Source organism: Enterobacter sp. Taxon_8, from assembly GCF_058354585.1.
Window position 1 is genome coordinate 1,372,076 of sequence record NZ_CM177989.1, and the last position, 25,547, is coordinate 1,397,622.

Consider the following 25,547-nt stretch of genomic DNA (forward strand, 5'->3'; position numbering starts at 1 on the left):
GGCCATGTTCAGCCGAGCGCCTTTGCCAGCAGCGTAATCGGATGTTCGCAGCGCTTGCTGGTGGACATCTCAATCTGCCATTTGCAGGTTTCGCAGTCCGTCACCACAATATCCGCGCCGCTCTCCTCAATCTGACAAAACAGCGGGGCGCCAATCGCCTGCGACGTTTCGTAGTTTTCACGCTTAAAGCCGTAGGTTCCCGCAATCCCGCAGCAGCGCGAGTCCAGCACCGTCAGCTCCAGCCCCGGGATTAACCGCAGCAGCTCCAGCGTATAGAGCGACCAGCCCATCTTCTCCATATGACAAGGTGTGTGATACACCACCTTCAGGGGTAATTCCCTCAGCGGCAACGTCTGCCCGCTGTCCAGCTTGCGCCACAGGAAACGTGTCGCCAGCTCGATGTGCTCGCGTAGTCCGGTGTTGTCCACGTCCAGCAGATGCGGGTACTCATCGCGCAGGGTAAAGGTACAGGTGGAAGAGGTCGCCAGCACCGGAATACCTTTATCGACAATCGCTTCGCGCAGGGAGGTGACATTGCTCTGAGCCTGCCTGCGCGCTTTATCGGTGAACCCGTTGGCGATCAGCGGTACGCCGCAGCACTTCTCTTTATTCAGTAGCTGAACGCCCGTTCCCATGGCGTTCAGCACCTTCAGCAGGTCTTTACCCAGCTGCGGGTGGTTGTAATTCACGTAGCAGCCGTGGAAAAAGGCCACCTGCTCGGCGTACTGCGCCTGTTTCGCCGCGACGGATTTATACCAGCGGCGGAACGTACCGTGAGAATATTTCGGCAGGCTGCGGTGATGGTCTATCTTCAGCGTGGCATCCAGCAGCTGGCGCACCGGTTTGAGGGAGGTCGCGGCATTCACCAGCGGGGCAAACGGCGTAGAGACGCAGCCCATCAGATCGGTATGGCTCAGGATCGCGTCACGCAGCGACGGCTTTTGCGCGCTGTAGCGTGCCCGGGCGCGCTGGATAATGTCGCCAATTTTCACATCAGACGGGCAGGCGACTTCGCAGCGTTTGCAGTTGATGCAGTATTTTAGCGCCTCGTCGTACAGCTTGCCGTCCTTCAGCCGCAGACGCTCGCCGTCCGGTCCGGCCTGCTTTGGTCCGGGATAGCGTGGGTTCACGCCGCTGACCGGGCAGACGGTGGTACACACCGTGCATTTGATGCAGCTTTCAAAACGGGTATCGTTCATTGTTCAGCCTCCGTGCGCTGGCTAATCTGCTCTGCCACATACAGCGCCGTGACGGCGCAGACTCCGCCACCGCACCCCTGAGCAATAGGATCGTACCCGCCCAGCAGCGAGCCGATGGCAAAGAGATTACTGACGGGTCTACCGGCAAGCTGCGGGTGTAACCGGTTATCGACAATCACGCCGAACTGCTGCCAGGGCTGCGGCGAGAAGAAATCACTTTGATACCAGTCCGCGCGGGAGGCATGCTGGCGAACATCCAGTCCCATAATAGCTTCCCGGATACCCTCCCGGCTGCTCAGCAGCCCGTTGCTGAAGAAGCTGCCGCTTGCCAGCACCGTATAGCGCGCACGAAGCGGAATATCGTCGTGGTTGCGCGTCCAGATTTCGCTCACCGCGCCGTCGGTCAGGGTGATTTTTTTCACCTCATCACCCGCCATCCACACGCCGCCCTGTGCGACAAACTGGCGCTGGAGCTGGGTATGCAGACGAATGCCGGGTACGGACGGAGGCAGCGTTGGCAGCAGGCCGAGCGAGCAGGGCAGACGATCCGATAGCCAGCGCCAGAGCCGGTTGTCGCGTAAGCCAAAGCATGCGGGCATCAGCAGGGCGTCACAGCTGTCGCTGAGGGGCCTGAGCGCGTCATACAGCAGCGGCCATTTGTCCTCGTTATCCAGAAATCGGGCGATATTCACCGCGCGAAACTCGCTCGGGTTATCGCGCAGGACATCAAGCTCAGGTAGTTCTATCTCTGCCGTTTCGGCATTGATCCCCTGGCGGCAAAGCGACGCCGCCGCGAGATGGGGCTGAAAATCCAAAAAACCGCTAATACCCACGACCCGGACGCGCGCGGCATTGAAGGGCGCAACGGGCACCTCCTCCGGGCTGAGCCAGGCAGAGCGTAAGGTACCGAGCGGCGTGACGCGCTGGTGATTGAGCCGGGCGCTCCCCTTCAGACGCGCGCCGCAGTCCGCCAGCAGCGCTTCGGTTTCCAGCGCAAAGCGGTCAACGTTGTGCGCGCCAATCAGGTGATAGGGGTGCTCCGGCGGCAGCTTATCGCGGTACGTTTCGTCCACCAGATCCAGCGAGCCCGACGAGAAGTGCAGGGCGCTCTGGCCCCGTGTGATAATGGCGCAGCGCAGCCCCTGCCTGGTGAGCCTGATGCCGCAGAGCAGGCCTGCCAGCCCGCCGCCGACGATTACGGTATCAAATTTCATCGCGTTGCTCCTTCTCAAGACCGCAAAGCCCCTGGTAGACCCAGCGGGTAAATTCGCTTTCGCGCAGGGCATCGCCCCAGGCGACAGGCTGGATGCCTTTCCAGCGCTCGTTTAAAAACGCGCTGAGCTGATCGAGCGACTGGGTAGCGGTGGTGGTATGAAAGCGCTGCAGCAGTCCGGCGGCACGACAGGCGCACAGCTCGCCCTGACAGGTACCCATTCCGACGCGGGTGCGGCGGCGAAGATCGAGCAGGCTGTTAACCGTCAGATTTTCCACCGCGTACTGCACCTCACCGGCGGTGACGGCTTCGCACTCGCACACCAGGCTGCGGCTCAGGCGCCCTTCACCGAGCCACTGCGGCGTTCTGTCGCCGTGGCGGTAAATAGCGGATCCGCGCAGCGGCGCGGGCAGGGAGATGATTTTTTGCAGCGTTTTTTCGGTGGACTGACGCGAGCCGGGCAGGGGTTGTTCTGCCGTCACGCACCGTTCGGTATTGCCCAGCTTGCGGCAGACGGCATCGGTCGCCCACTCGGCCATCAGGCGGTAGGTCATCAGCTTGCCGCCGGTGATGGTGATAAACCCGTCCAGGCCGTCACGCCCGGCGTGATCGAGCAGCACAATGCCCCGGCTGACGTTACGCCCGCTCGGATCGTTATCGCTGGCGACCAGCGGACGCACGCCTGCGTAGGCGCGCAGAATACGCGTCTGCGCCATCACCGGGGCCAGTTTTTCCCCTTCGCGCATCAGGATGTCGACCTCTTCGGCGGTTACGCGGTTGTAGTCAATCTCGCTATAGTCCACGTGGGTTGAGGTCGTACCGATTAATGAGATGGTGTCACCCGGCACCAGAATATCGGCATCTGACGGTTTGCGGCAGCGGTTAATTACGTGGTTATTGATGCGGTGGTCGAGGATCAGCAGCGAGCCTTTCGCCGGGAACATGCGCACCGACAGGTCCGCGTATTCCGCGATGCGCTGCCCCCAGATCCCCGCCGCGTTGACCACTACGGCGGCATACAGTTCGCTGTGTTCGTTATATTGCGTATCAACAATCCGTACGCCGCAGATGCGGTTTCCCTCGCGGATAAGCCCGGTCACTTCGTGTCCGGTCAGGATGTGAGCGCCATGTTCGCGGGCGTCCAGCATGTTGGCGGCAGTCAGGCGGAAGGGGTCAACGGTGCCGTCAGGCACTTTAACCGCGCCGATAAGCGCCGGGTTAACCGACGGTTCCAGCCGCCGCGCCAGAACCGGATCCATGGCCTCAGCCTGAATGCCCGCTGCACAGCAGGCGGTAATAAAGGTGTCCTGGAAGGTAAGGTCATCTTCGGGAAGAGTGATAAACAGGCCGTCAGTCGGCTCAATGCAGTGGCGGGCGATACGCTTGAGGATCTGGTTTTCAGCAATACATTCGCGCGCGGATTCAGCGTCGGTGACCGCATACCGGGCGCCGCTGTGCAGCAGGCCGTGGTTACGCCCGGTTGCGCCCGTGGCGATATCATGGCGTTCCAGAAGCGTGACGCTTAAGCCGCGAAGGGCGCAGTCGCGCGCGATCCCGGCGCCGGTTGCGCCACCACCAATGATTATCACATCACTATAACGAGGATCGTGACTGGTCATTGTTTACCCTCTATGTTCGTTTTTTATCATTTAGCCATATCAATTGTGTGGTTTGTTTGATTTCGAACATAAACGCGCGGAATTCGAAAGTGAAACGTGATTTCATGCGCTTTTTTGCGCATTCTGTCATATTTCTGTAACAATCTGTGCGTTGATTCACAGTAACAATCACCGTGATTTCTTAACATCCCCGCCTCTGGAATTCAGGTGCGAGCCACCTGCTCATTCATTTCAAGGCCACGGAGGCTGTTATGCTCAGTATCTTCAAACCTGCGCCGCACAGGGCGCGTCTGCCAGAGGCAGAAATAGATCCGCTCTATCGCCGTCTGCGTTGGCAAATCTTCCTGGGGATCTTCTTCGGGTACGCGGCGTACTACCTTGTACGTAAAAACTTCGCGCTCGCCATGCCGTATCTGGTGGAGCAGGGCTTTTCCCGTGGCGATCTGGGGTTCGCGCTGTCGGGGATCTCCATCGCCTACGGTTTTTCCAAATTCATCATGGGTTCCGTGTCGGATCGCTCGAATCCGCGCGTGTTCCTGCCCGCCGGTCTGATCCTGGCGGCCGCGGTCATGCTGTTCATGGGCTTTGTGCCGTGGGCTACCTCCAGCATTGCCATCATGTTCGTGCTGCTGTTCCTCTGCGGCTGGTTCCAGGGGATGGGGTGGCCGCCGTGCGGGCGTACCATGGTGCACTGGTGGTCGCAGAAAGAGCGCGGAGGCATCGTGTCGGTGTGGAACTGCGCCCATAACGTGGGCGGCGGTATTCCGCCTCTGCTGTTCCTGCTGGGGATGGCCTGGTTCAACGACTGGCATGCGGCGCTCTATATGCCTGCCTTTGGCGCCATTCTGGTGGCGATTATTGCCTTCGCCCTGATGCGCGACACGCCGCAGTCCTGCGGCCTGCCGCCGATTGAAGAGTACAAAAACGACTATCCGGATGATTACAGCAAGGAGCACGAAGAAGAACTGACCGCGAAACAGATCTTCATGAAGTACGTGCTGCCGAACAAGCTGCTGTGGTACATCGCGGTCGCGAACGTGTTCGTTTACCTGCTGCGCTACGGCATCCTCGACTGGTCGCCAACCTACCTGAAAGAGGTGAAGCACTTCGCGCTGGATAAATCCTCCTGGGCCTATTTCCTGTATGAATATGCCGGGATCCCGGGCACGCTGCTTTGCGGCTGGATGTCGGACAAGGTGTTTAAAGGCAACCGCGGCGCGACGGGCGTCTTCTTTATGACGCTGGTGACCATTGCTACCGTGGTGTACTGGCTCAACCCGCCGGGCAACCCATCAGTAGATATGGCCTGCATGATCGTCATCGGCTTCCTGATTTACGGTCCGGTGATGCTGATCGGTCTGCATGCCCTGGAGCTGGCGCCGAAAAAAGCGGCGGGCACGGCGGCGGGCTTTACCGGCCTGTTCGGCTACCTGGGCGGTTCGGTCGCGGCGAGCGCCATCGTGGGCTACACCGTTGACTTCTTCGGCTGGGACGGCGGCTTTATGGTGATGATCGGCGGCAGCGTGCTGGCGGTACTGCTGCTGATTGTTGTGATGATCGGTGAGAAACGTCACCACGCGGAAGTGCTGGCGCGTCGTCAATAAGGAGCTTAGCGATGAAATTTACCCAACTTGCAACCGGCCTGCTGCTGGCGGGCCTGATGACAGGCTCCGCGCTGGCGGCGGATAAAATTGTTATTGCCCACCGCGGCGCCAGCGGCTATCTGCCGGAGCATACGCTGCCGGCGAAGGCGATGGCCTATGCGCAGGGTGCGGATTACCTGGAGCAGGATCTGGTGATGACGAAGGACGACCAGCTGGTCGTCCTGCATGACCACTATCTTGACCGCGTGACGGACGTGGCGGATCGTTTCCCGGACCGCGCGCGCAAAGATGGCCGCTTCTATGCCATCGACTTCACGCTGGCGGAGATCCGTTCCCTGAAGTTTACCGAGGGCTTCGAGATCGAAAACGGCAAGAAGGTGCAGGTCTATCCGGGACGTTTCCCGATGGGCAAATCTGACTTCCGCATTCATACCTTCCAGGAAGAGATTGAGTTTGTTCAGGGGCTGAACCACTCAACCGGTAAAAACATCGGCATCTATCCGGAAATCAAAGCGCCGTGGTTCCACCATCAGGAAGGAAAAGATATTGCCGCGAAGACGCTCGAGGTGCTGAAGCAGTACGGCTACACCGGCAAGAAGGACAAAGTTTACCTGCAGTGTTTTGATGCCGCCGAGCTGAAGCGCATCAAAACCGAGCTGGAGCCGAAGATGGGGATGGATCTCAATCTGGTGCAGCTGATTGCCTATACCGACTGGAATGAAACCCAGGAGAAGCAGCCGGACGGAACGTGGGTGAACTACAATTACGACTGGATGTTTAAGCCGGGCGCGATGAAGCAGATTGCGCAGTACGCCGACGGCATCGGGCCGGATTACCACATGCTGGTGGCGGAAGGTTCAACGCCTGGTCACGTGAAGCTGACTGCGATGGTGAAAGAGGCGCACGCCAGCAGGATGCAGGTGCACCCGTATACCGTGCGTGCAGACCAGCTGCCGCCATATGCCACGGACGTGAATCAGCTTTATGAAGTGTTGTATAAGCAGGCGGGCGTGGACGGACTGTTTACGGATTTCCCGGATAAAGCGGTGACGTTCTTAAAATAGAAAAAAGGGCCGTAAGGCCCTTTTTTACATCTCGATCTCTATATCGCCTTTTGCCCGGCAGCAGCAGGGCAAAATTTCCCCTTCGTTGATAAAGGCCAGCGGCTCGGTCAGCCAGTCCACCTGGCCGGCGACCAGACGGCAACGGCAGGAGCCGCAGTAGCCGGAACGACACTGGTACTCTACTTCTACCTGATGCGCCTCAAGCGCCACCAGCAGAGAAGGGTGCTCCTCCCGACACAGTACCTCAGTGCCGGAAAGACTTAACGTGACGCGTGACATCAGAGCTGGAAGTTGCTCAGGTCGTCGGTGTTGACTTCAGAATCAATCTGACCGACCAGATAAGAGCTGACTTCCACTTCCTGCGGCGCAACCTGCACGTTATCGGACACCAGCCAGGTGTTGATCCACGGAATCGGGTTAGAGCGCGTCTGGAACGGAAGGTCGAGACCAACAGCCTGCATGCGGATGTTGGTGATGTACTCAACGTACTGGCACAGGATGTCTTTGTTCAGGCCAATCATGGAGCCGTCGCGGAACAGGTAGTCTGCCCACTCTTTCTCCTGCTGAGCGGCCAGCACGAACAGGTCGTAGCACTCCTGCTTGCACTCTTCAGCGATTTCCGCCATCTCCGGATCGTCCGTACCGCTGCGCAGCAGGTTCAGCATGTGCTGGGTGCCGGTCAGGTGCAGGGCTTCATCACGGGCAATCAGACGGATGATTTTGGCGTTGCCTTCCATCAGCTTGCGCTCGGCAAAGGCGAAGGAGCAGGCGAAGCTGACATAGAAGCGGATCGCTTCCAGCGCGTTGACGCTCATCAGGCACAGGTACAGCTGCTTTTTCAGTGCGCGCAGGTTCACGGTGATGGTTTTACCGTTCACGTGGTGGGTGCCTTCGCCCAGCAGGTGCCAGTAGCTGGTCATCTCGATCAGCTCGTCGTAGTAGTGAGCAATGCCTTCCGCGCGCTTCTGGATCTGCTCGTTGGTGACGATATCGTCAAACACAACCGCCGGATCGTTCACGATGTTGCGGATAATGTGCGTGTAAGAGCGGGAGTGAATGGTCTCGGAGAATGCCCAGGTTTCCACCCAGGTCTCCAGCTCAGGAATCGAGATCAGCGGCAGCAGCGCCACGTTAGGGCTACGTCCCTGAATGGAGTCCAGCAGCGTCTGGTACTTCAGGTTACTGATGAAGATATGTTTTTCGTGATCCGGCAGCGACTGGTAGTCAATACGGTCGCGGGATACGTCCACTTCTTCCGGACGCCAGAAGAAGGAGAGTTGCTTTTCAATCAGCTTTTCGAAGATGTCATATTTTTGCTGATCGTAGCGTGCCACGTTGACCGGCTGGCCGAAGAACATCGGCTCTTTGAGCTGGTCGTTTTTCGTCTGTGAAAAGGTGGTATATGCCATGAGTGTGTCCTGTCTTACGAAATAAAGGCGGGGATATCCCCGCCCTTCATTAGATCTTACATGCGCCGCTTTCGCAGCCATCGTCCTGAATTGACGGCACCAGGTCGTCCTGCGCGTCTTCCGCACCATCACGGGTGTTGTGATAGTACAGGGTTTTCACGCCAAATTTGTAGGCGGTGAGCAGGTCTTTCAGCAGCTGCTGCATCGGGACCTTGCCTGACGGGAAGCGCGTCGGGTCATAGTTTGTATTGGCAGAGATCGACTGGTCGATAAACTTCTGCATGATACCCACCAGCTGCAGGTAGCCGTCGTTGTTTGGCATTTCCCACAGCAGCTCGTAGTTGTCACCCAGCGTCTCGTAATCCGGTACCACCTGACGCAGCACGCCGTCTTTCGACGCTTTAATGCTGACGTGGCCGCGCGGTGGCTCAATACCGTTGGTGGCGTTAGAGATCTGCGAAGAGGTCTCAGACGGCATCAGGGCAGAGAGCGTGGAGTTACGCAGGCCGTGAGTCTTGATGGACTCGCGCAGGCCTTCCCAGTCGAGGTGCAGCGGCTCGCTGACAATCGCATCCAGGTCTTTCTTGTAGGTGTCGATTGGCAGAATGCCTTTCGCGTAGGTGGTTTCGTTGAACCACGGGCACGCGCCTTGCTCTTTCGCCAGCTCGTTGGACGCTTTCATCAGGTAGTACTGAATCGCTTCGAACGTCTGGTGCGTCAGGTTGTTGGCGCTGCCGTCAGAGTAACGCTTGCCGTTTTTCGCCAGCCAGTAGGCGAAGTTGATCACGCCGATACCCAGGGTACGGCGGCCCATCGCACCGCGTTTAGCGGCCGGGATTGGGTAATCCTGGTAGTCCAGAAGGGCGTCGAGCGCACGAACCGCCAGCACGGCCAGCTCTTCCAGCTCGTCCAGGCTCTTAATCGCGCCCAGGTTGAACGCGGACAGCGTACACAGCGCGATTTCGCCGTTTTCGTCGTTCACGTCTTCCAGCGGTTTGGTCGGCAGGGCGATCTCCAGGCACAGGTTAGACTGGCGCACTGGCGCAACCACCGGATCGAACGGGCTGTGGGTGTTGCAGTGGTCAACGTTCTGGATGTAGATACGGCCGGTAGAGGCACGTTCCTGCATCATCAGGGAGAACAGGTCTACCGCCTTCACGCGCTGCTTACGGATGCTGTCGTCTTTTTCGTATTTGGTGTACAGACGCTCGAACTCGTCCTGATCGGCAAAGAACGCGTCATACAGGCCCGGGACGTCGGACGGGCTGAACAGGGTGATGTCTTCGCCTTTCAGCAGACGGGTGTACATCAGCTTGTTGATCTGCACGCCGTAGTCCATGTGACGCACGCGGTTGCCTTCCACGCCACGGTTGTTTTTCAGAACCAGCAGGCTTTCCACTTCCAGGTGCCACATCGGATAGAACAGGGTCGCAGCACCGCCGCGCACGCCGCCCTGAGAGCAGGATTTTACGGCCGTCTGGAAGTGTTTATAGAACGGGATACAGCCGGTGTGGAACGCTTCACCGCCGCGAATCGGGCTGCCCAGCGCACGGATGCGACCGGCGTTGATGCCGATACCGGCACGCTGGGAGACGTATTTCACGATGGCGCTGGAGGTGGCGTTGATGGAATCCAGGCTGTCACCACACTCGATCAGTACGCAGGAGCTGAACTGACGGGTTGGGGTACGCACGCCAGACATGATCGGCGTCGGCAGAGAAATCTTGAACGTGGAGACCGCATCGTAGAAACGCTTCACGTAATCCAGACGGGTATCACGCGGGTAGTTAGAGAACAGACAGGCAGCCACCAGAATGTAGAGGAACTGGGCGCTTTCGTAGATCTCACCGGTTACACGGTTCTGAACCAGGTATTTGCCTTCGAGCTGCTTCACCGCCGCGTAGGAGAAGTTCATGTCGCGCCAGTGATCGATAAACCCGTTCATCTGCTCGAACTCTTCTTCCGTATAGTCTTCCAGCAGATGCGTGTCGTATTTGCCCAGCTCAACCATTTTCACCACGTGATCGTAAAGCTTCGGCGGCTCAAACTGACCGTAGGCTTTTTTACGAAGGTGGAAAATCGCCAGACGTGCAGCGAGGTACTGATAATCCGGTGCTTCGCGGGAGATGAGGTCTGCCGCTGCTTTAATGATCGTTTCGTGAATATCAGACGTTTTGATGCCGTCGTAGAACTGAATGTGGGAGCGCAGTTCAACCTGGGAGATAGATACGTTGTTCAGTCCTTCTGCTGCCCAGTCGAGAACTCGATGGATTTTGTCCAGATTGATACGCTCGGTAGTACCGTCGCGCTTTGTCACCAGCAGACTCTGATTCATGTGGGTTTTACCTGTCCGTGAAATAAAAAATATCCCCCGTTTATCCACAGATCCGTCTTGTGACTAACTCTGTGGATAAATACTACATGTAGGGGGTTTGCGATAAGAAAAACGCTATATGGTGAGTATTCTAGTATCGAATCTTTTCAGCACAAGGGTTGATTTTGGCGTTAAATTGAGGTTGTGAAAGGGTAAAAAAGGCTAAGTCCTCGTACCGTAAGGCCTGGAAGACATGTCAATAATTAAGAAAAAAAATTCAAAATTTGATCGAGTGCTGATTTCTTCAACGGGAGGTCAGAATTGCGCAACATGATGTCGCGCAATCTTTATAAGAATAACGAATGACGTTAGTCGTTTTTGGCGGTTGTGTGCAACATATAGTTAACATCAACGCCCGGTGCGAGTTTGAATTTATTGGTTAGCGGATTGTAGTGCAGGCCGGTGATGTGCTGCTCTTTGAGCCACGTCTGGTCAACCCAGCTTAACAGCTCCGCAGGCTTGATGAATTTCTTCACGTCGTGCGTCCCTTTCGGCACCATGCGCAGTACATACTCCGCGCCAACGACGGCCATCAGCCACGCTTTACCGTTACGGTTGATGGTTGAGAAGAAGACCTGGCCGCCCGGCTTCACCAGTTTTGCACAGGCATGTACCACCGACTGCGGATCAGGTACGTGCTCCAGCATCTCCATGCAGGTCACCACATCGTACTGATGGGCGTGTTTTGCCGCGTGTTCTTCCACGGTTTCCTGCACGTAGTCTACCTGTATGCCAGACTCCAGCGCATGAAGACGGGCAACCTGCAGAGGTTCAAAGCCCATATCCAGGCCCGTGACGTTCGCCCCTTCGCGCGCCATGCTTTCCGCGAGGATGCCGCCGCCGCAGCCGACGTCGAGCACTTTCTTACCGAACAGGCCGCCGGAACGCTCCGCGATATAGCCCAGACGCAGCGGATTAATGCGATGCAGCGGTTTGAACTCACCTTCGAGATCCCACCAGCGGGACGCCACCGCTTCAAATTTGGCAATCTCTTCGTGGTCAACGTTGTGAGCCATCGGGGATTTTTCGGCATTCATGGGCGCTTTTACTCCTTATTTAGCAAGACAAAGGAGTATATCAGGCAATCCCCGTGAATAAAGCGTATAGGTTTACCTCAATCACCTCGGCTGTGTTATAATTTGCGACCTTTGAATCCGGGATACAGTAGAGGGATAGCGGTTAGATGAGCGACCTTGCGAGAGAAATTACACCGGTTAACATCGAGGAAGAGCTGAAGAGCTCCTATCTGGACTATGCGATGTCGGTCATTGTTGGCCGTGCGCTGCCGGACGTCCGCGATGGCCTGAAGCCGGTACACCGTCGCGTACTATACGCCATGAACGTATTGGGCAATGACTGGAATAAAGCCTATAAAAAATCTGCCCGCGTCGTCGGTGACGTCATCGGTAAATATCACCCGCATGGTGATACCGCCGTTTATGACACCATCGTTCGTATGGCGCAGCCATTCTCCTTGCGCTACATGCTGGTAGATGGTCAGGGTAACTTTGGTTCAGTCGACGGCGACTCCGCTGCTGCGATGCGTTATACGGAAATCCGTATGTCGAAAATCGCTCATGAGCTGATGGCCGACCTGGAAAAAGAGACCGTTGATTTCGTCGATAACTACGACGGCACCGAGCGCATCCCAGATGTGATGCCAACCAAGATCCCGAACCTGTTGGTTAACGGTTCTTCCGGTATCGCGGTCGGTATGGCAACCAACATTCCGCCGCACAACATCACGGAAGTGATCAACGGCTGTCTGGCCTATATCGACGATGAAGACATCAGCATTGAAGGGCTGATGACACACATTCCGGGCCCGGACTTCCCGACGGCGGCGATCATCAACGGTCGTCGCGGCATTGAAGAAGCGTACCGTACCGGCCGCGGCAAGATTTACATCCGTGCCCGCGCCGAAGTGGAAGCGGATGCTAAAACCGGCCGTGAAACCATTATTGTTCACGAGATCCCGTATCAGGTGAACAAAGCGCGTTTGATTGAAAAAATCGCCGAGCTGGTAAAAGAAAAACGTGTTGAAGGCATCAGCGCGCTGCGTGACGAGTCTGACAAAGACGGTATGCGCATCGTGATTGAGATCAAACGCGACGCGGTGGGTGAGGTTGTCCTGAACAACCTGTACTCCCAGACTCAGCTTCAGGTCTCCTTCGGTATCAACATGGTTGCGCTGCACCATGGTCAGCCGAAGATCATGAACCTGAAAGAGATCCTGAGCGCGTTCGTCCGTCACCGCCGTGAAGTGGTGACCCGTCGTACCATCTTCGAACTGCGCAAAGCGCGCGATCGTGCGCACATCCTTGAAGCGCTGGCGGTTGCGCTGGCCAACATCGACCCGATCATCGAACTGATCCGTCGTGCGCCAACCCCGGCAGAAGCGAAAACTGCGCTGATTTCCCGTCCGTGGGATCTGGGCAACGTCGCCGCGATGCTGGAACGTGCGGGCGATGACGCAGCGCGTCCTGAGTGGCTGGAACCTGAATTCGGCGTACGTGACGGTCAGTACTACCTGACGGAACAGCAGGCCCAGGCGATTCTGGATCTGCGTCTGCAGAAACTGACCGGCCTTGAGCATGAAAAACTGCTCGACGAATACAAAGAGCTGCTGGAACAGATTGCTGAGCTGCTGCACATTCTGGGCAGCGCAGAGCGCCTGATGGAAGTGATCCGCGAAGAGCTGGAGCTGGTCCGCGATCAGTTCGGCGACGAGCGCCGCACCGAAATCACCGCCAACAGCGCGGACATCAACATCGAAGACCTGATCAACCAGGAAGACGTTGTTGTGACCCTGTCTCACCAGGGCTACGTGAAGTATCAGCCGTTAACGGACTACGAAGCACAGCGTCGTGGCGGTAAAGGTAAATCTGCAGCACGTATTAAAGAAGAAGACTTTATTGACCGCCTGCTGGTGGCGAACACCCACGACACGATCCTCTGCTTCTCCAGCCGCGGTCGTCTGTACTGGATGAAAGTCTATCAGCTGCCGGAAGCAAGCCGCGGCGCGCGTGGTCGTCCAATCGTTAACCTGCTGCCGCTGGAAGCGAACGAACGTATCACCGCTATTCTACCGGTACGCGAGTACGAAGAGGGCGTGAACGTCTTTATGGCGACCGCCAGCGGTACCGTGAAGAAAACCGCGCTGACCGAATTCAGCCGTCCGCGTTCTGCCGGTATTATCGCCGTGAACCTGAACGAAGGTGACGAGCTGATTGGCGTGGATCTGACCTCGGGATCTGATGAAGTCATGCTGTTCTCTGCGGCCGGTAAAGTGGTGCGCTTCAAAGAAGACGCCGTCCGTGCAATGGGCCGTACCGCGACGGGAGTTCGTGGTATCAAGCTGGCTGGCGAAGACAGCGTTGTTTCTCTGATTATTCCGCGCGGTGAAGGGGCTATCCTGACCGTGACGCAGAATGGTTACGGTAAACGTACGGCGGAAGGGGAATACCCAACCAAGTCTCGCGGTACGCAGGGCGTTATCTCCATCAAGGTGACCGAGCGCAACGGTTCCGTTGTCGGCGCGGTGCAGGTGGACGATGCGGATCAGATCATGATGATCACCGATGCCGGTACGCTGGTGCGTACCCGCGTGTCTGAGATCAGCGTGGTGGGTCGTAACACCCAGGGCGTGATCCTCATCCGTACAGCGGAAGATGAAAACGTAGTGGGTCTGCAGCGCGTTGCCGAGCCGGTGGATGACGAAGAGCTCGACTCCATCGACGGCAGCGTTGCGGAAGGCGATGATGATATCGCGCCGGAAGCCGACACCGACGATGACGTAGCGGATGACGCTGACGAGTAATGTCTCCTGATGCAAAAAAGGGCCGGATTCCGGCCCTTTTCTTTTGCATTAGCAGATAAGTCAACGTTGCGACCTGGCGCGTTTACCGCTACCTTAACCACATTCTTTTGACCCCGACGGCGGAGCCTCGCCCCCTTGAAATACCTCGTCTCCTTTCGTACTACGCTGAAAGTCTCTCGCTATCTGTTTCGGGCGCTGGCGCTCCTGCTTTGGCTGCTGGTGGCCCTGTTCTCGGTGTTTTACATCGTTAACGCCCTGCACCAGAAAGAAGCGGAGATCCGCCAGGAGTTTAACTTAAGCTCCGACCAGGCCCAGCGCTACATTCAGCGAACGTCTGACGTCATGAAGGAGCTGAAGTATATTGCCGAAAATCGTCTGACGGCGGAAAACGGCATCCTTGCGCTTCGCGGGCGTGATGACAAAACCGAGGTCCCGGACTTCCAGCCGCTGTTCCCGGATTCCGATTGCTCCACCATGAGCAATACCTGGCGCGGGTCGCTGGAATCCCTTGCCTGGTTTATGCGCTACTGGCGCGACAATTTCTCCGCCGCCTATGACCTGAACCGCGTCTTCCTGATTGGCAGCGAGAATCTTTGCATGGCTGACTTTGGCCTGCGCGATGTGCCCGTTGAGCGTGATGATGCGCTGAAAAGCCTGCATGAACGTATTGTGAAATACCGCAATGCGCCGCAGGACGAGCGCGGGAATAACATCTTCTGGGTGAGCCAGGGCCCGCGCCCGGGCGTGGGGTATTTTTACGCCCTGACGCCGGTCTATCTGGGCAATCGCCTGCAGGCGCTGATGGGGATTGAGCAGACCATTCGCATGGAGAACTTCTTCACCCCGGGCAGCCTGCCAATGGGGGTGACCATTCTGGATGAAAATGGTCATCAACTGATCTCGCTTGCCGGGCCCGATAACCGTCTAAACGTCGAACCACACTGGATGCAGGAGCGGTCGTGGTTTGGCTATACCTCGGGTTTCCGCGAGCTGGTCCTGAAGAAGAGCCTGCCGCCTTCGTCGCTGAGTATCGTCTATTCGCTGCCGGTGGATATGGTGCTTGAGCGGATACGCATTCTTATCATGAATGCGATTCTGCTGAACCTGCTGGCGGGGGGCGCGCTGTTCACGCTGGCGCGCATGTATGAGCGGAAAATCTTTATTCCCGCAGAAAGCGACGCCCAGCGGCTCGAGGAACACGAGCAGTTTAACCGCAAGATTGTCGCCTCGGCGCCGGTGGGGATCTGTATTCTGCGTACCCAGGACGGAACCAATATCCTGAGTAATGAACTGGCGCATAACTACCTGAACATGCTGACGCATGAAGACCGGCAGAGGCTGACGCAAATTATCTGCGGCCAGCAGGTTAACTTCGTCGACGTGTTGACCAGTACGCACACCAATCTGCAGATCAGCTTCGTGCACTCCCGCTATCGCAATGAAAACGTGGCGATTTGCGTGCTGGTGGATGTTTCCGCACGCGTGAAAATGGAAGAGTCGTTACAGGAGATGGCGCAGGCCGCAGAGCAGGCGAGTCAGTCGAAATCCATGTTCCTTGCGACCGTAAGCCACGAACTGCGTACGCCGCTGTACGGGATTATCGGTAACCTCGATCTGCTGCAGACGAAGGAATTGCCGAAAGGAGTCGACAGACTGGTGACGGCGATGAACAACTCCTCCAGCCTGCTGCTGAAAATCATTAGCGATATTCTCGACTTCTCTAAAATTGAGTCTGAGCAGCTGAAAATTGAGCCGCGGGAATTCTCACCGCGCGAGGTGATGAACCACATCAGCGCCAACTATCTGCCGCTGGTCGTGCGTAAACAGCTGGGGCTCTACTGCTTTATCGAACCGGACGTGCCGCTGACGCTGCACGGCGATCCGATGCGCCTGCAGCAGGTCATCTCTAACCTGCTCAGCAACGCCATCAAATTCACCGATACCGGCTGTATTGTGTTGCACGTCTGCCGGGCGGGGGATTACCTGAGCATTCGCGTGCGCGACACGGGGGTCGGCATCCCGGCGAAGGAGGTGGTTCGTCTGTTCGACCCGTTCTTCCAGGTCGGTACCGGTGTGCAGCGTAACTTCCAGGGAACCGGACTGGGGCTGGCGATTTGTGAGAAGCTCGTCAGCATGATGGACGGCGATATCTCCGTGGATACCGAGCCCGGCATGGGCAGCCAGTTCACCATTCGCATTCCGCTTTATTCGGCGCAATATCCGGCTAAAGCGACGGTAGACGGGCTGAGCGACAAGCGCTGCTGGCTGGCGGTGCATAACGCCTCGCTGAATGACTATCTGACGGCGCTGCTTACCCACAGCGGAGTGAGAGTGTGCCGCTATGAAGGTCAAACGCCGGACGTGGACGATGTGCTGATCGCCGACGAGATGCTGGAGCTGCCGTGGCAGGGGAGAGGGTCAGTGCTCTTCTGCCGTCGCCACATCGGTATCCCGGTTGAGCGTGCGCCAGGAGAATGGGTACACAGTGTCGCAACCCCGCACGAGCTGTTGAGCCTGCTGGCGCGCATCTACAAAGTGGAACTGGAAGAGAGCGACGGCGCGGGCGGATTGCCGTCACCGGAGTCTCTGGCGTCGGTGAATGACGATATGATGATTCTGGTGGTGGATGACCATCCAATTAACCGTCGCCTGCTGGCTGACCAGCTTGGATCGCTGGGCTATCAGTGCAAAACCGCCAATGACGGCGTGGATGCGCTGAACGTGCTGAGTAAGAATCATATTGATATCGTGCTGAGTGACGTCAACATGCCTAACATGGACGGCTACCGTCTGACGCAGCGCATCCGGCAGCTTGGCCTGACGTTGCCGGTGGTGGGCGTAACGGCGAACGCGCTGGCGGAAGAGAAGCAGCGCTGTCTGGAGTCAGGGATGGACAGCTGTCTGTCCAAACCGGTGACGCTGGACGTGCTGAAGCAGACCTTGTCGATTTACGCGGAGCGCGTGAGAAAAACCAGAATATAAAAAAGGCCCGCAAGGGCCTTTTATGTTTTTCCCCTTCTCCCGGTGGGAGAGGGATGGGGTGAGGGCATCAGGCCGCACACCCGTCGGGATCAATCCTTGTCCGTTGCGCTCAGCGTGACGGAGGAGAGATAGTTCAGCAGTGCAATATCGTTGTCCACGCCCAGCTTCATCATCGCTGATTTCTTCTGGCTGCTGATGGTTTTAATACTGCGGTTCAGCTTCTTGGCAATCTCGGTCACCAGGAAACCTTCTGCGAACAGGCGCAGAACTTCACTCTCTTTCGGAGACAGACGTTTGTCACCGTATCCACCCGCGCTGATTTTTTCCAGCAGACGAGAAACGCTTTCAGGCGTGAACTTCTTGCCTTTCTGCAGCGCTGCGAGCGCTTTTGGCAGATCGGTCGGAGCGCCCTGTTTCAGCACAATCCCTTCGATGTCCAGATCCAGTACCGCGCTCAGGATCGCCGGGTTGTTGTTCATGGTCAGAACAATGATCGAGATATCCGGGAAGTGGCGTTTAATATATTTGATGAGCGTGATCCCATCACCGTATTTGTCTCCAGGCATGGAGAGGTCGGTAATGAGCACGTGCGCATCAAGCTTTGGGAGGTTATTGATCAGTGCTGTAGAGTCTTCAAATTCACCGACTACATTCACCCACTCGATCTGTTCAAGTGATTTGCGAATACCGAACAGTACAATCGGATGGTCATCGGCAATAATTACGTTCATATTGTTCATGTATAAGGCTACCTTGCTACAGCAAGCTTTTGACGTAGGCGTCAATGTCGCTGATGTATTTTTCAATGCCAGAGGCATCTTTCTCACGAATTAGATGTTCCAGCGTTTCACATAACTGCTTGCCGGGAACCAGATTAAGCATGGCAAACACCCCTTTAAGCCGGTGTGCTGTCTGTGCCAGCGCTGCAAAATCATTCGCAGCGGACTCAGTATACAACCGCTTAACATCATCTGGTACTGTATCAACAAAGAGTGAATAGTATCCGCTGGCGTGAAGCTCGGCATTTTCATTACCGCCAAGCGGGGATTCCGCTATCTCTTCCTGCGCCAGCTGCTCTTCTATTAGTTGTAGTACAGCTTCCTGCATCGCATTGCTTATATTAAAGTTGACGCGCAGCTGGCCAGGGCCGATTTTCCGCACGCCTGACTCATCATCGCTTAAAAGCAAGCCGGAGGCAGTAAGATTAGACGGATTATCAGTTAAAAACAGATCAAATTCTTGACTTGCAAGTCTTTCATCCGGCGTGATGCAGGCCGCCCCCCAGTTTTCTAACTGGCGAACGACAATATTGCGGATCTCGTTCGACGTTACATCGACCATCACCACGACATCATCCAGCAGACGTTCTTCATCTTCTTCCTGCGGATTGGCGGCCATTTTCACGTGCAGAGAATAGCGGGTGCCGAGAGATTCGCGGGCCTTGATATTGAGATGGCCGCCGAGCTTACGCGCCAGCTGATCGCATAGCCAGAAGGTAAGGGCATTTGCCTTGCCGTAGCGATCGCTTTGCGTGTCATTCAGGAACGGGAAGTGCAGATTATCAATTTCACTCGTGGTGACGCCTTCCCCGGTGTCCAGGATGCGGAACGTCAGGCGGTCTTCTGCCGACTCTTCCGTACTGACTTCAAGGGTGATCTTGCCAATCTGCGTGGTGGTCACCGCGTACTGAATAATCATCAACAGTATGCGGCGCAGCGCTTCACGATCGCCGTGGCGTTCGTCATTTGCCGGGAGATTGTTATTGATCAGCAGCTGCAGCCCTTTGCGCTTAATCACGGGCAGGACTTCCGGAACCACTTCATCAATCAGAGCCTGAATAGAGAAAAGGCTTGGCGTTCCCTTCCAGAAATCATTCTCCAGCATGTTCGCCAGCTGGATCTCATCAACCATTCTGACCAGCGAGTCGGCCTGACAGGCAAGCTGGTGGCTTTCTGACGTATTTAACGCCGCCGCCTGGGTCGCCAGCGTTTTTAACGGCTGCTTGAAGGCATCGCCAATGTTCTGCATAAATGCGGCGCGCCCCTGCTGGTTTTTCTCATACAGCCTTTGAGCCTGCTTGAGCTTTTTATTCACCAGCACTTCGCGATCCTGATCGCGGATGATGAAGATTTGCGTGCGTGGAGCCACCTGGCTGCGGAACTGGCGGATCTCGTACAGTTCATTGTTGATGGTGGCCTGAATCACCCCCTGGTGCTGATCCGCCATGGTGGTGATATTCTGCAGGTTAAGATGCGGCAGCAAATGGTCGGCAATTTTGTTGCTCATCACCGTACGATTCGCTTCCTGGTCGTGAACTAAGACCCCAAGCGGCAGCACGGAAACAATCTCTTCATTCAGCGCGCGTAATACGCGCAGCTCATTGCTGGTGCCGGCAGGAACCGCAGAGGCGTCGCTTTGACGCCCCGACTGGAAACGGAAGGTGCTGTACCCAAACAGGGCCAGCGCCAGCAGACCGATATTCAGCAATAGAGGCAGCAGGATATTTTGCAGGGTATCCAGCAGCAGCGTGCCAAACGGCACCTGCCACACCAGACGCATACCGGTCGAGTTCAGGGATGAGGCAATTTCGATTTTCGAGCCGTTAAAGGAGATCGATACGCTCTCTGCGGCCTCTTTGTCAGATGCCGCACGCATGTTTTGAGTGCTGCTGTCGGGCTCCAGACGGAAACTATCGAGCGGCATGTCCGGTGGGATTAAATCATTTATCGGTAAATCGAAGGCGACCACCGTCGCCAGATGTCCTGGCTGGTTGAACGTGGTGCGCAGAGTAAAATAATGACCGTTTTGCCATGCCAGACGGCGCAGAGAAGAGAAGCTCTCACGTTCATCAAGCGCATTCGCCTGTTGCAGCATCTCTGCCCGGCGAGAATCGACGATGCTGCCCACGGTGGTCTCTTTAAAACCGGAAGAGAGATCTTTTAACGGCAGCGTAGAGATCAGGATCATGCTGTTGTCCTGACCATTCAGATAATACATCGACCATGGCACCGTTTCGGCACCCCAGAGGGTATCCAGATAGGTCGAAATACGCTGCGTCATCTCAAGCGTCGCGCTGTCATGAGAGCCAAAAATAAGCGCCTCGGTTTTACGCTGCGGTTTTTCGAGGTAATAGACATCCTGCTTAAGCCGCGTCTCCTGAAGTCCATCTCCGGACGAGGAGGCAGGTGCGGCCGCGATATTGTCGTAAATCTGCCATGTGGCGTAGCGCCAGGTATCTATGCGCTTATGGACGGCGTGGGTGATATCGACGACCTGATAGCTCTTATCCTTCAGCCATGCATTAACCGCGCTTTGTACCATCACCCCCATGGTCACTAACAGCACAACGATCAAAAGAAGAAAGAAACGGGTGATGCTCCCGGGAAGGAGGGAGAATTTGCTCGGGGCGGTGGTTTCAGTCTGACTCATTGATATCTTTAACCCGTTGTGGTCGTGCTCTGTGGCGATAGGGCAGTATAAAGGGTAATAACTGAATTTCCAGCGCCACTGTCCGGGAAGAGGCGACTTTTTCACTGGACAATATCGGCGGTGGATGGAGCAATAAACGTGTACAAACTCGCCGTGCGCGTACAAATAATAAGTGCGCTAAGCCAGCAAATAGCACGAATTAACAAGAAATTAAGCGCTATATCATTTGCGTGCCAGAGAAGGATAGCCGGTGAGAAATTAGTTAATAGTCGTTACAATTTCGGATCGGTAGCACAAAAAATGAGAAGTTACGTAAAGAAAGGTAAAAAAAACCGAATGCGAAGCATTCGGCTCAATTAGGGATAAACAGACATTCAAAATTGAATGACGGTAATAAATAAAGTTAATGATGATAGCGAGAGTTATTTTAGAGATTAGGTGCGATCTTGTTTTGTCATTCAGTGCTGTAACGGATTTTATTGTAAACTATTGATTTATATGCGTTGTATTTTTCGTTTGATTATAAGTGCTAATTTTCTAAGCTATTTGTGCTTTGTAAAAGTTCCTTGATATTTACATTTTGAAACATGTTGATAGATAAATGAAACATCTTCAAAGTTTTCGTATCATATTCGCAATGGATTATTCTGTAATTTTGCGGAGAATGAAATTGCCGACTGGTTAATGAGGGTTAACCAGTAAGCAGTGGCAATTATAAGGCATATAACAGAGGGTTAATAAAATGAAAGTTAAAGTACTGTCCCTCCTGGTACCAGCACTCCTGGTGGCAGGCGCAGCAAATGCGGCCGAAATTTATAACAAAGATGGCAACAAATTAGATCTGTACGGTAAAGTCGATGGTCTGCACTATTTCTCTGACGACAAGGGTGCCGACGGCGACCAGACCTACATGCGTCTCGGCTTCAAGGGCGAAACTCAGGTTAACGATCAGCTGACCGGCTACGGCCAGTGGGAATACCAGATCCAGGGCAACACCTCCGAAAGCGAAAATGATGCCTGGACGCGTGTGGCGTTCGCGGGTCTGAAATTCGGTGACGCGGGTTCTTTCGATTACGGTCGTAACTACGGCGTAATCTACGACGTAACCTCCTGGACTGACGTTCTGCCAGAATTTGGTGGCGATACCTACGGCGCAGACAACTTCCTGCAGTCCCGTGCAAACGGCGTTGCGACCTATCGTAACCAGGACTTCTTTGGTCTGGTGGATGGTCTGAACTTTGCTCTGCAGTATCAGGGTAAAAACGGCAGCGTAAGCGGTGAAAACGTGGGTGGACGCAGCCTGCTGAAACAGAACGGCGACGGCTACGGTGCTTCCGTGACCTATAACCTGGGCGAAGGCTTCAGCGTAGGTGGCGCAATGTCCTCCTCCAAACGTACTGCCGATCAGAACGGTGCAAGCGTTTACGGTCATGGCGATAACGCAGAAGTCTATTCTGGTGGCCTGAAATACGATGCCAACAACATCTATCTGGCAGCGCAGTACTCCCAGACCTACAACGCAACCCGTTTCGGTACCTCTAATGGCGACAGCCCGACTACCGCTTACGGTTTTGCTAACAAAGCGCAGAACTTCGAAGTGGTTGCTCAGTACCAGTTCGACTTCGGTCTGCGTCCATCCGTGGCCTACCTGCAGTCTAAAGGCAAAGACATCGAAGGTTACGGCGATCAGGATCTGCTGAAATATGTTGACGTTGGTGCGACTTACTACTTCAACAAAAACATGTCCACCTATGTGGATTACAAAATCAACCTGGTTGATGAAAATGAATTCACCCGTCAGGCGGGTATCGGTACTGACGATATCGTAGCGCTGGGCCTGGTTTACCAGTTCTAATCGCTTTATCGTGTGACGTAAGGGGCCTGATGGCCCCTTTTTTGTGCTTCCCCGATTCTCACTACTCACCCGTTTTGGTGTACTCTTGCCGCCCTGGCATGAGGATAATAATGAATGGACATGACTTTTTTACGCGCCAGCTTTCTGGCTATGCTTTTTTTCCTGACCGCGTGTGACGATCCCGCGCCCGTGGCGAAAACCGATGCACCCGCCGCGACGGTGCTCGAAGGCAAAACGATGGGAACCTTCTGGCGCGTAAGCGTGATGAACCTCGATAAAACTCGCACGGATGAGCTTCGCGGCAAAATTCAGGCGCAGCTGGACGCCGACGATCAGCTGCTCTCAACCTATAAAAATGACTCGGCGCTGATGCGCTTTAATCTCTCCACCAGTACCTCTCTGTGGCCGGTGAGCGAGGCGATGGCCGATATCGTGACTGAATCCATACGCGTGGGTTACAAAACTAACGGGGCGATGGATGTGACCGTCGGCCCTCTGGTGAACCTCTGGGGATTTGGCCCGAATAAACAGCCGGTGAAGACGCCTGAACAGGCGGCCATTGATGACGCCCGCGCCCGAACGGGGCTGCAGCATCTGACGGTGATCAACCAGTACGGGCAGCAGTACCTGCAAAAAGATATCCCCGATCTGTTTGTCGACCTGTCGACGGTCGGGGAAGGCTATGCCGCGGATCATCTTGCTGCACTGATGGCGCAGGAAGGGATTTCCCGTTATCTGGTCTCGGTTGGCGGCGCGTTGGTCAGTCGGGGCATGAACGCCAGCGATAAGCCGTGGCGCGTAGCGATTCAAAAACCAACCGATCGGCAAAATGCCGTGCAGGCGATAGTGGATATCAACGGACATGGCATCAGTACATCCGGAAGCTATCGTAACTATTACGAGCTTGACGGGAAGCGTATTTCACATGTTATCGATCCGCAGACCGGGCGCCCCATCACGCATAATCTGGTCTCAGTGACGGTCATTGCCCCCACCGCGCTGGAAGCGGATGCCTGGGATACCGGGTTAATGGTTCTCGGCCCGGAAAAAGCTAAAGAGGTGGTCCGTCAGGAAGGGCTGGCGGTTTATATGATTGTTAAAGAGGGCGACGGGTTTAAAACCTGGAGCTCGCCGCAGTTCAACAGTTTCCTGGTCAGCGACAAAAATTAAAAAGCAAGGTTGCGGGTTTTTTATCGGTGGCGCTCAGGCACGCTCTATGTATGCTTATACGAGGAGCCGATCATGAAAAACCCAACCTTAATTACCGATGAGGATCGCTGGCAGGCCGTACTGGCCCGCGATCCGCTCGCTGACGATCAGTTTGTCTTCGCCGTGCAGACAACGGGTATTTTCTGCCGTCCGTCATGTCGCGCCCGCCACGCGCTGCGTAAAAATGTCCGTTTTTATCCTGATGCCCATAATGCCGCTCAGGCAGGGTTTCGCCCGTGCAAGCGCTGCATGCCGGACAAACGCGATCCGCAGGCGCAGAAGCTGGCAAAAGTGGAACATGCCTGCCGGCTTCTGGAGCAGGATCCTGCGTTAACCCTGGAGAAGCTGGCGGAGCAGGTTGCCATGAGTCCTTTCCATTTCCACCGCCTGTTTAAGTCGGTGACGGGCATGACGCCAAAAGCCTGGCAGCTGGCGGTGCGGGGTCAGCGTTTGCGCACCGCGCTTGCGCAGGGAGACAAAATTACCGACGCCGTGCTGGCGGCGGGATTTCCCGACAGCAGCAGCTATTATCGTAAAGCCAACGATGCATTAGGCATGACGGCGAAGCAGTACCGTAAAGGAGAGGTGGCCGTGCGGTACGCCATCGATGACTGTTCGTTGGGACGCTGTCTGGTCGCCGAAAGCGAGCGGGGGATCTGCGCGATTCTGCTGGGTGACACCGATGCTGAAGTAACCGCAGAGCTTGCCACGCAATTTCCAAAAGCTACGCACGCGCCGCTGGATGACGCCTTTGTGCAGCGGATCCACCAGGTCATTGCCAGTATTGATAATCGCGATGTACCGCTTGCGCTGCCGCTGGATATTCGTGGAACCGCTTTCCAGCAGCGCGTCTGGCAGGCACTTCGCAACATTCCCTGCGGCGAAACGGCAAGTTACCAGCAGGTGGCGCAGGCGATTGGCCAGCCCAGGGCGGTACGCGCCGTTGCCGGAGCCTGTGCGGCAAACACGCTGGCAATTGTGATCCCCTGTCATCGCGTGGTTCGCAACGACGGCGTGCTGTCGGGCTACCGCTGGGGAACGGCGCGAAAAGCGCTATTACTGAAACGTGAGGCGAAACGTCAGGAGGGATAATGCTCGATCTTTTTGCGGATGCTGAACCCTGGCAGGAGCCGCTTGCGCCGGGGGCGGTTATCCTGCGTCGCTTTGCTCTCTCCCGTGCGGAGGCGTTGCTTGCCGGAATTGAAGAGGTCACAGCGGTTTCACCGTTTCGCCATATGGTGACGCCGGGCGGCTACACCATGTCGGTGGCCATGGCCAACTGCGGCGAACTGGGCTGGGCGACGAACGAGCGGGGCTATCTGTATGCCCCGAACGATCCTGCGACCGGCCAGCCCTGGCCTCCGATGCCTGCGGTTTTTCAGGCGCTTTGCCATGAGGCCGCCGGGGCAGCCGAGTATCCTGACTTTCGGCCCGATGCCTGCCTGATTAACCGCTATGCCGTTGGCGCAAAGCTCTCGCTGCATCAGGATAAGGATGAACCCGATCTGCGCGCGCCTATCGTCTCGGTATCGTTAGGTCTGCCCGCCGTCTTCCAGTTTGGGGGATTACGCCGCAACGATCCGCTCAAACGCATCATGCTGGAACATGGCGATGTGGTGGTGTGGGGCAGGGAATCGCGGCTTTATTATCACGGCATTCAGCCGTTGAAACCCGGCGTCCACCCCCTCACGGGTGAGTACCGCTTTAATCTGACCTTCCGTCAGGCGGGGATGAATAAACTAAAATAAGAATTATTCTTGATGTCCGCGC

The 25,547-nt window shown here is 55.9% G+C and carries 17 protein-coding genes; 8 read left to right on the forward strand and 9 right to left on the reverse strand.

Features of this window, described 5'->3' with window-relative positions; translation table 11 throughout:
* Window positions 1-8 precede the first annotated feature (8 nt).
* The 3 genes from glpC to glpA are packed head-to-tail and all read right to left on the reverse strand — an operon-like array spanning window position 9 to window position 4,031.
* Window positions 9-1,199 carry an anaerobic glycerol-3-phosphate dehydrogenase subunit GlpC gene (glpC, locus tag AC4IBF_RS06540; protein ID WP_288461834.1) on the reverse strand — a complete coding sequence of 397 codons (1,191 nt, stop codon included), beginning with the start codon at window positions 1,197-1,199 and terminating at the stop codon, window positions 9-11.
* Window positions 1,196-2,413, reverse strand: a complete 1,218-nt coding sequence (glpB, locus tag AC4IBF_RS06545; protein WP_248174745.1) for a glycerol-3-phosphate dehydrogenase subunit GlpB — start codon at window positions 2,411-2,413, stop codon at window positions 1,196-1,198. The genes glpC and glpB overlap by 4 nt, the downstream gene beginning before the upstream one ends.
* On the reverse strand, window positions 2,403-4,031 hold the full coding sequence (gene glpA / locus AC4IBF_RS06550) for an anaerobic glycerol-3-phosphate dehydrogenase subunit A (protein ID WP_252093261.1): 1,629 nt from the start codon (window positions 4,029-4,031) through the stop codon (window positions 2,403-2,405). The genes glpB and glpA overlap by 11 nt, the downstream gene beginning before the upstream one ends.
* Window positions 4,032-4,282: 251 nt before the next feature.
* Between glpA and glpT the strand changes: the two genes are divergently transcribed.
* Complete coding sequence (glpT, locus tag AC4IBF_RS06555) at window positions 4,283-5,635, forward strand: glycerol-3-phosphate transporter (RefSeq protein WP_045354273.1); 1,353 nt, start codon at window positions 4,283-4,285, stop codon at window positions 5,633-5,635.
* An 11-nt stretch (window positions 5,636-5,646) separates the two neighbouring features.
* Entirely contained in the window at window positions 5,647-6,699 is a 1,053-nt protein-coding gene (gene glpQ, locus AC4IBF_RS06560) for a glycerophosphodiester phosphodiesterase (RefSeq protein ID WP_248174743.1), read from the forward strand.
* Between the two features lie 24 nt (window positions 6,700-6,723).
* Here glpQ and yfaE read toward each other — a convergent pair whose 3' ends face one another.
* From yfaE to ubiG, 4 genes are all read right to left on the reverse strand, one after another.
* Window positions 6,724-6,978, reverse strand: coding sequence for a class I ribonucleotide reductase maintenance protein YfaE (gene yfaE, locus AC4IBF_RS06565; protein WP_008500234.1), 255 nt, complete (start codon window positions 6,976-6,978; stop codon window positions 6,724-6,726).
* Window positions 6,978-8,108: a class Ia ribonucleoside-diphosphate reductase subunit beta gene (gene nrdB / locus AC4IBF_RS06570; protein WP_047074992.1), complete on the reverse strand. Its 1,131-nt coding sequence runs from the start codon at window positions 8,106-8,108 to the stop codon at window positions 6,978-6,980. Before nrdB ends, yfaE begins: the two co-directional genes overlap by 1 nt.
* 49 nt (window positions 8,109-8,157) lie before the next feature.
* Entirely contained in the window at window positions 8,158-10,443 is a 2,286-nt protein-coding gene (nrdA, locus tag AC4IBF_RS06575) for a class 1a ribonucleoside-diphosphate reductase subunit alpha (protein WP_045908710.1), read from the reverse strand.
* 347 nt (window positions 10,444-10,790) lie between these two features.
* The gene (gene ubiG / locus AC4IBF_RS06580) at window positions 10,791-11,519 is read right to left on the reverse strand and encodes a bifunctional 2-polyprenyl-6-hydroxyphenol methylase/3-demethylubiquinol 3-O-methyltransferase UbiG (RefSeq protein ID WP_133294841.1); all 729 of its coding nucleotides are present in this window, start codon (window positions 11,517-11,519) and stop codon (window positions 10,791-10,793) included.
* 146 nt (window positions 11,520-11,665) lie between these two features.
* On the opposite strand from ubiG, the gene gyrA reads away from it, so the two are divergent.
* Both gyrA and rcsC read left to right on the forward strand, forming a co-directional pair.
* Window positions 11,666-14,302, forward strand: a complete 2,637-nt coding sequence (gene gyrA / locus AC4IBF_RS06585; RefSeq protein ID WP_111965289.1) for a DNA topoisomerase (ATP-hydrolyzing) subunit A — start codon at window positions 11,666-11,668, stop codon at window positions 14,300-14,302.
* 135 nt (window positions 14,303-14,437) lie between these two features.
* Window positions 14,438-17,284, forward strand: a complete 2,847-nt coding sequence (gene rcsC / locus AC4IBF_RS06590; protein ID WP_127731758.1) for a two-component system sensor histidine kinase RcsC — start codon at window positions 14,438-14,440, stop codon at window positions 17,282-17,284.
* Between the two features lie 89 nt (window positions 17,285-17,373).
* On the opposite strand, the gene rcsB is transcribed toward rcsC, so the two are convergent.
* Together rcsB and rcsD are read right to left on the reverse strand one after the other, a co-directional pair.
* Window positions 17,374-18,024 (reverse strand): response regulator transcription factor RcsB, encoded by a 651-nt coding sequence (rcsB, locus tag AC4IBF_RS06595; RefSeq protein WP_003859405.1) that lies wholly within the window; start codon window positions 18,022-18,024, stop codon window positions 17,374-17,376.
* Window positions 18,025-18,040: 16 nt separating this feature from the next.
* Window positions 18,041-20,713 (reverse strand): phosphotransferase RcsD, encoded by a 2,673-nt coding sequence (gene rcsD, locus AC4IBF_RS06600; RefSeq protein WP_111965291.1) that lies wholly within the window; start codon window positions 20,711-20,713, stop codon window positions 18,041-18,043.
* 742 nt (window positions 20,714-21,455) lie between these two features.
* Between rcsD and AC4IBF_RS06605 the strand changes: the two genes are divergently transcribed.
* From AC4IBF_RS06605 to alkB, 4 genes are all read left to right on the forward strand, one after another.
* Complete coding sequence (locus AC4IBF_RS06605; RefSeq protein ID WP_033146057.1) at window positions 21,456-22,568, forward strand: porin OmpC; 1,113 nt, start codon at window positions 21,456-21,458, stop codon at window positions 22,566-22,568.
* 114 nt (window positions 22,569-22,682) lie between these two features.
* A complete protein-coding gene (apbE, locus tag AC4IBF_RS06610) occupies window positions 22,683-23,738 on the forward strand; it encodes an FAD:protein FMN transferase ApbE (protein ID WP_133294839.1) in 1,056 nt (351 codons plus the stop codon).
* Between the two features lie 72 nt (window positions 23,739-23,810).
* Entirely contained in the window at window positions 23,811-24,869 is a 1,059-nt protein-coding gene (ada, locus tag AC4IBF_RS06615; RefSeq protein ID WP_491463213.1) for a bifunctional DNA-binding transcriptional regulator/O6-methylguanine-DNA methyltransferase Ada, read from the forward strand.
* A complete protein-coding gene (gene alkB / locus AC4IBF_RS06620; protein WP_133294837.1) occupies window positions 24,869-25,525 on the forward strand; it encodes a DNA oxidative demethylase AlkB in 657 nt (218 codons plus the stop codon). Before ada ends, alkB begins: the two co-directional genes overlap by 1 nt.
* Window positions 25,526-25,547: the final 22 nt, after the last annotated feature.

What these genes read in the sequence shown, in the direction of transcription:
- glpC (WP_288461834.1), bottom strand. Translation starts at nt 1,199, where the DNA reads ATGAACGATACCCGTTTTGAAAGCTGCATCAAATGCACGGTGTGTACC.
- glpB (WP_248174745.1), bottom strand. Translation starts at nt 2,413, where the DNA reads ATGAAATTTGATACCGTAATCGTCGGCGGCGGGCTGGCAGGCCTGCTC.
- glpA (WP_252093261.1), bottom strand. Translation starts at nt 4,031, where the DNA reads ATGACCAGTCACGATCCTCGTTATAGTGATGTGATAATCATTGGTGGT.
- glpT (WP_045354273.1), top strand. Translation starts at nt 4,283, where the DNA reads ATGCTCAGTATCTTCAAACCTGCGCCGCACAGGGCGCGTCTGCCAGAG.
- glpQ (WP_248174743.1), top strand. Translation starts at nt 5,647, where the DNA reads ATGAAATTTACCCAACTTGCAACCGGCCTGCTGCTGGCGGGCCTGATG.
- yfaE (WP_008500234.1), bottom strand. Translation starts at nt 6,978, where the DNA reads ATGTCACGCGTCACGTTAAGTCTTTCCGGCACTGAGGTACTGTGTCGG.
- nrdB (WP_047074992.1), bottom strand. Translation starts at nt 8,108, where the DNA reads ATGGCATATACCACCTTTTCACAGACGAAAAACGACCAGCTCAAAGAG.
- nrdA (WP_045908710.1), bottom strand. Translation starts at nt 10,443, where the DNA reads ATGAATCAGAGTCTGCTGGTGACAAAGCGCGACGGTACTACCGAGCGT.
- ubiG (WP_133294841.1), bottom strand. Translation starts at nt 11,519, where the DNA reads ATGAATGCCGAAAAATCCCCGATGGCTCACAACGTTGACCACGAAGAG.
- gyrA (WP_111965289.1), top strand. Translation starts at nt 11,666, where the DNA reads ATGAGCGACCTTGCGAGAGAAATTACACCGGTTAACATCGAGGAAGAG.
- rcsB (WP_003859405.1), bottom strand. Translation starts at nt 18,024, where the DNA reads ATGAACAATATGAACGTAATTATTGCCGATGACCATCCGATTGTACTG.
- rcsD (WP_111965291.1), bottom strand. Translation starts at nt 20,713, where the DNA reads ATGAGTCAGACTGAAACCACCGCCCCGAGCAAATTCTCCCTCCTTCCC.
- AC4IBF_RS06605 (WP_033146057.1), top strand. Translation starts at nt 21,456, where the DNA reads ATGAAAGTTAAAGTACTGTCCCTCCTGGTACCAGCACTCCTGGTGGCA.
- apbE (WP_133294839.1), top strand. Translation starts at nt 22,683, where the DNA reads ATGGACATGACTTTTTTACGCGCCAGCTTTCTGGCTATGCTTTTTTTC.
- ada (WP_491463213.1), top strand. Translation starts at nt 23,811, where the DNA reads ATGAAAAACCCAACCTTAATTACCGATGAGGATCGCTGGCAGGCCGTA.
- alkB (WP_133294837.1), top strand. Translation starts at nt 24,869, where the DNA reads ATGCTCGATCTTTTTGCGGATGCTGAACCCTGGCAGGAGCCGCTTGCG.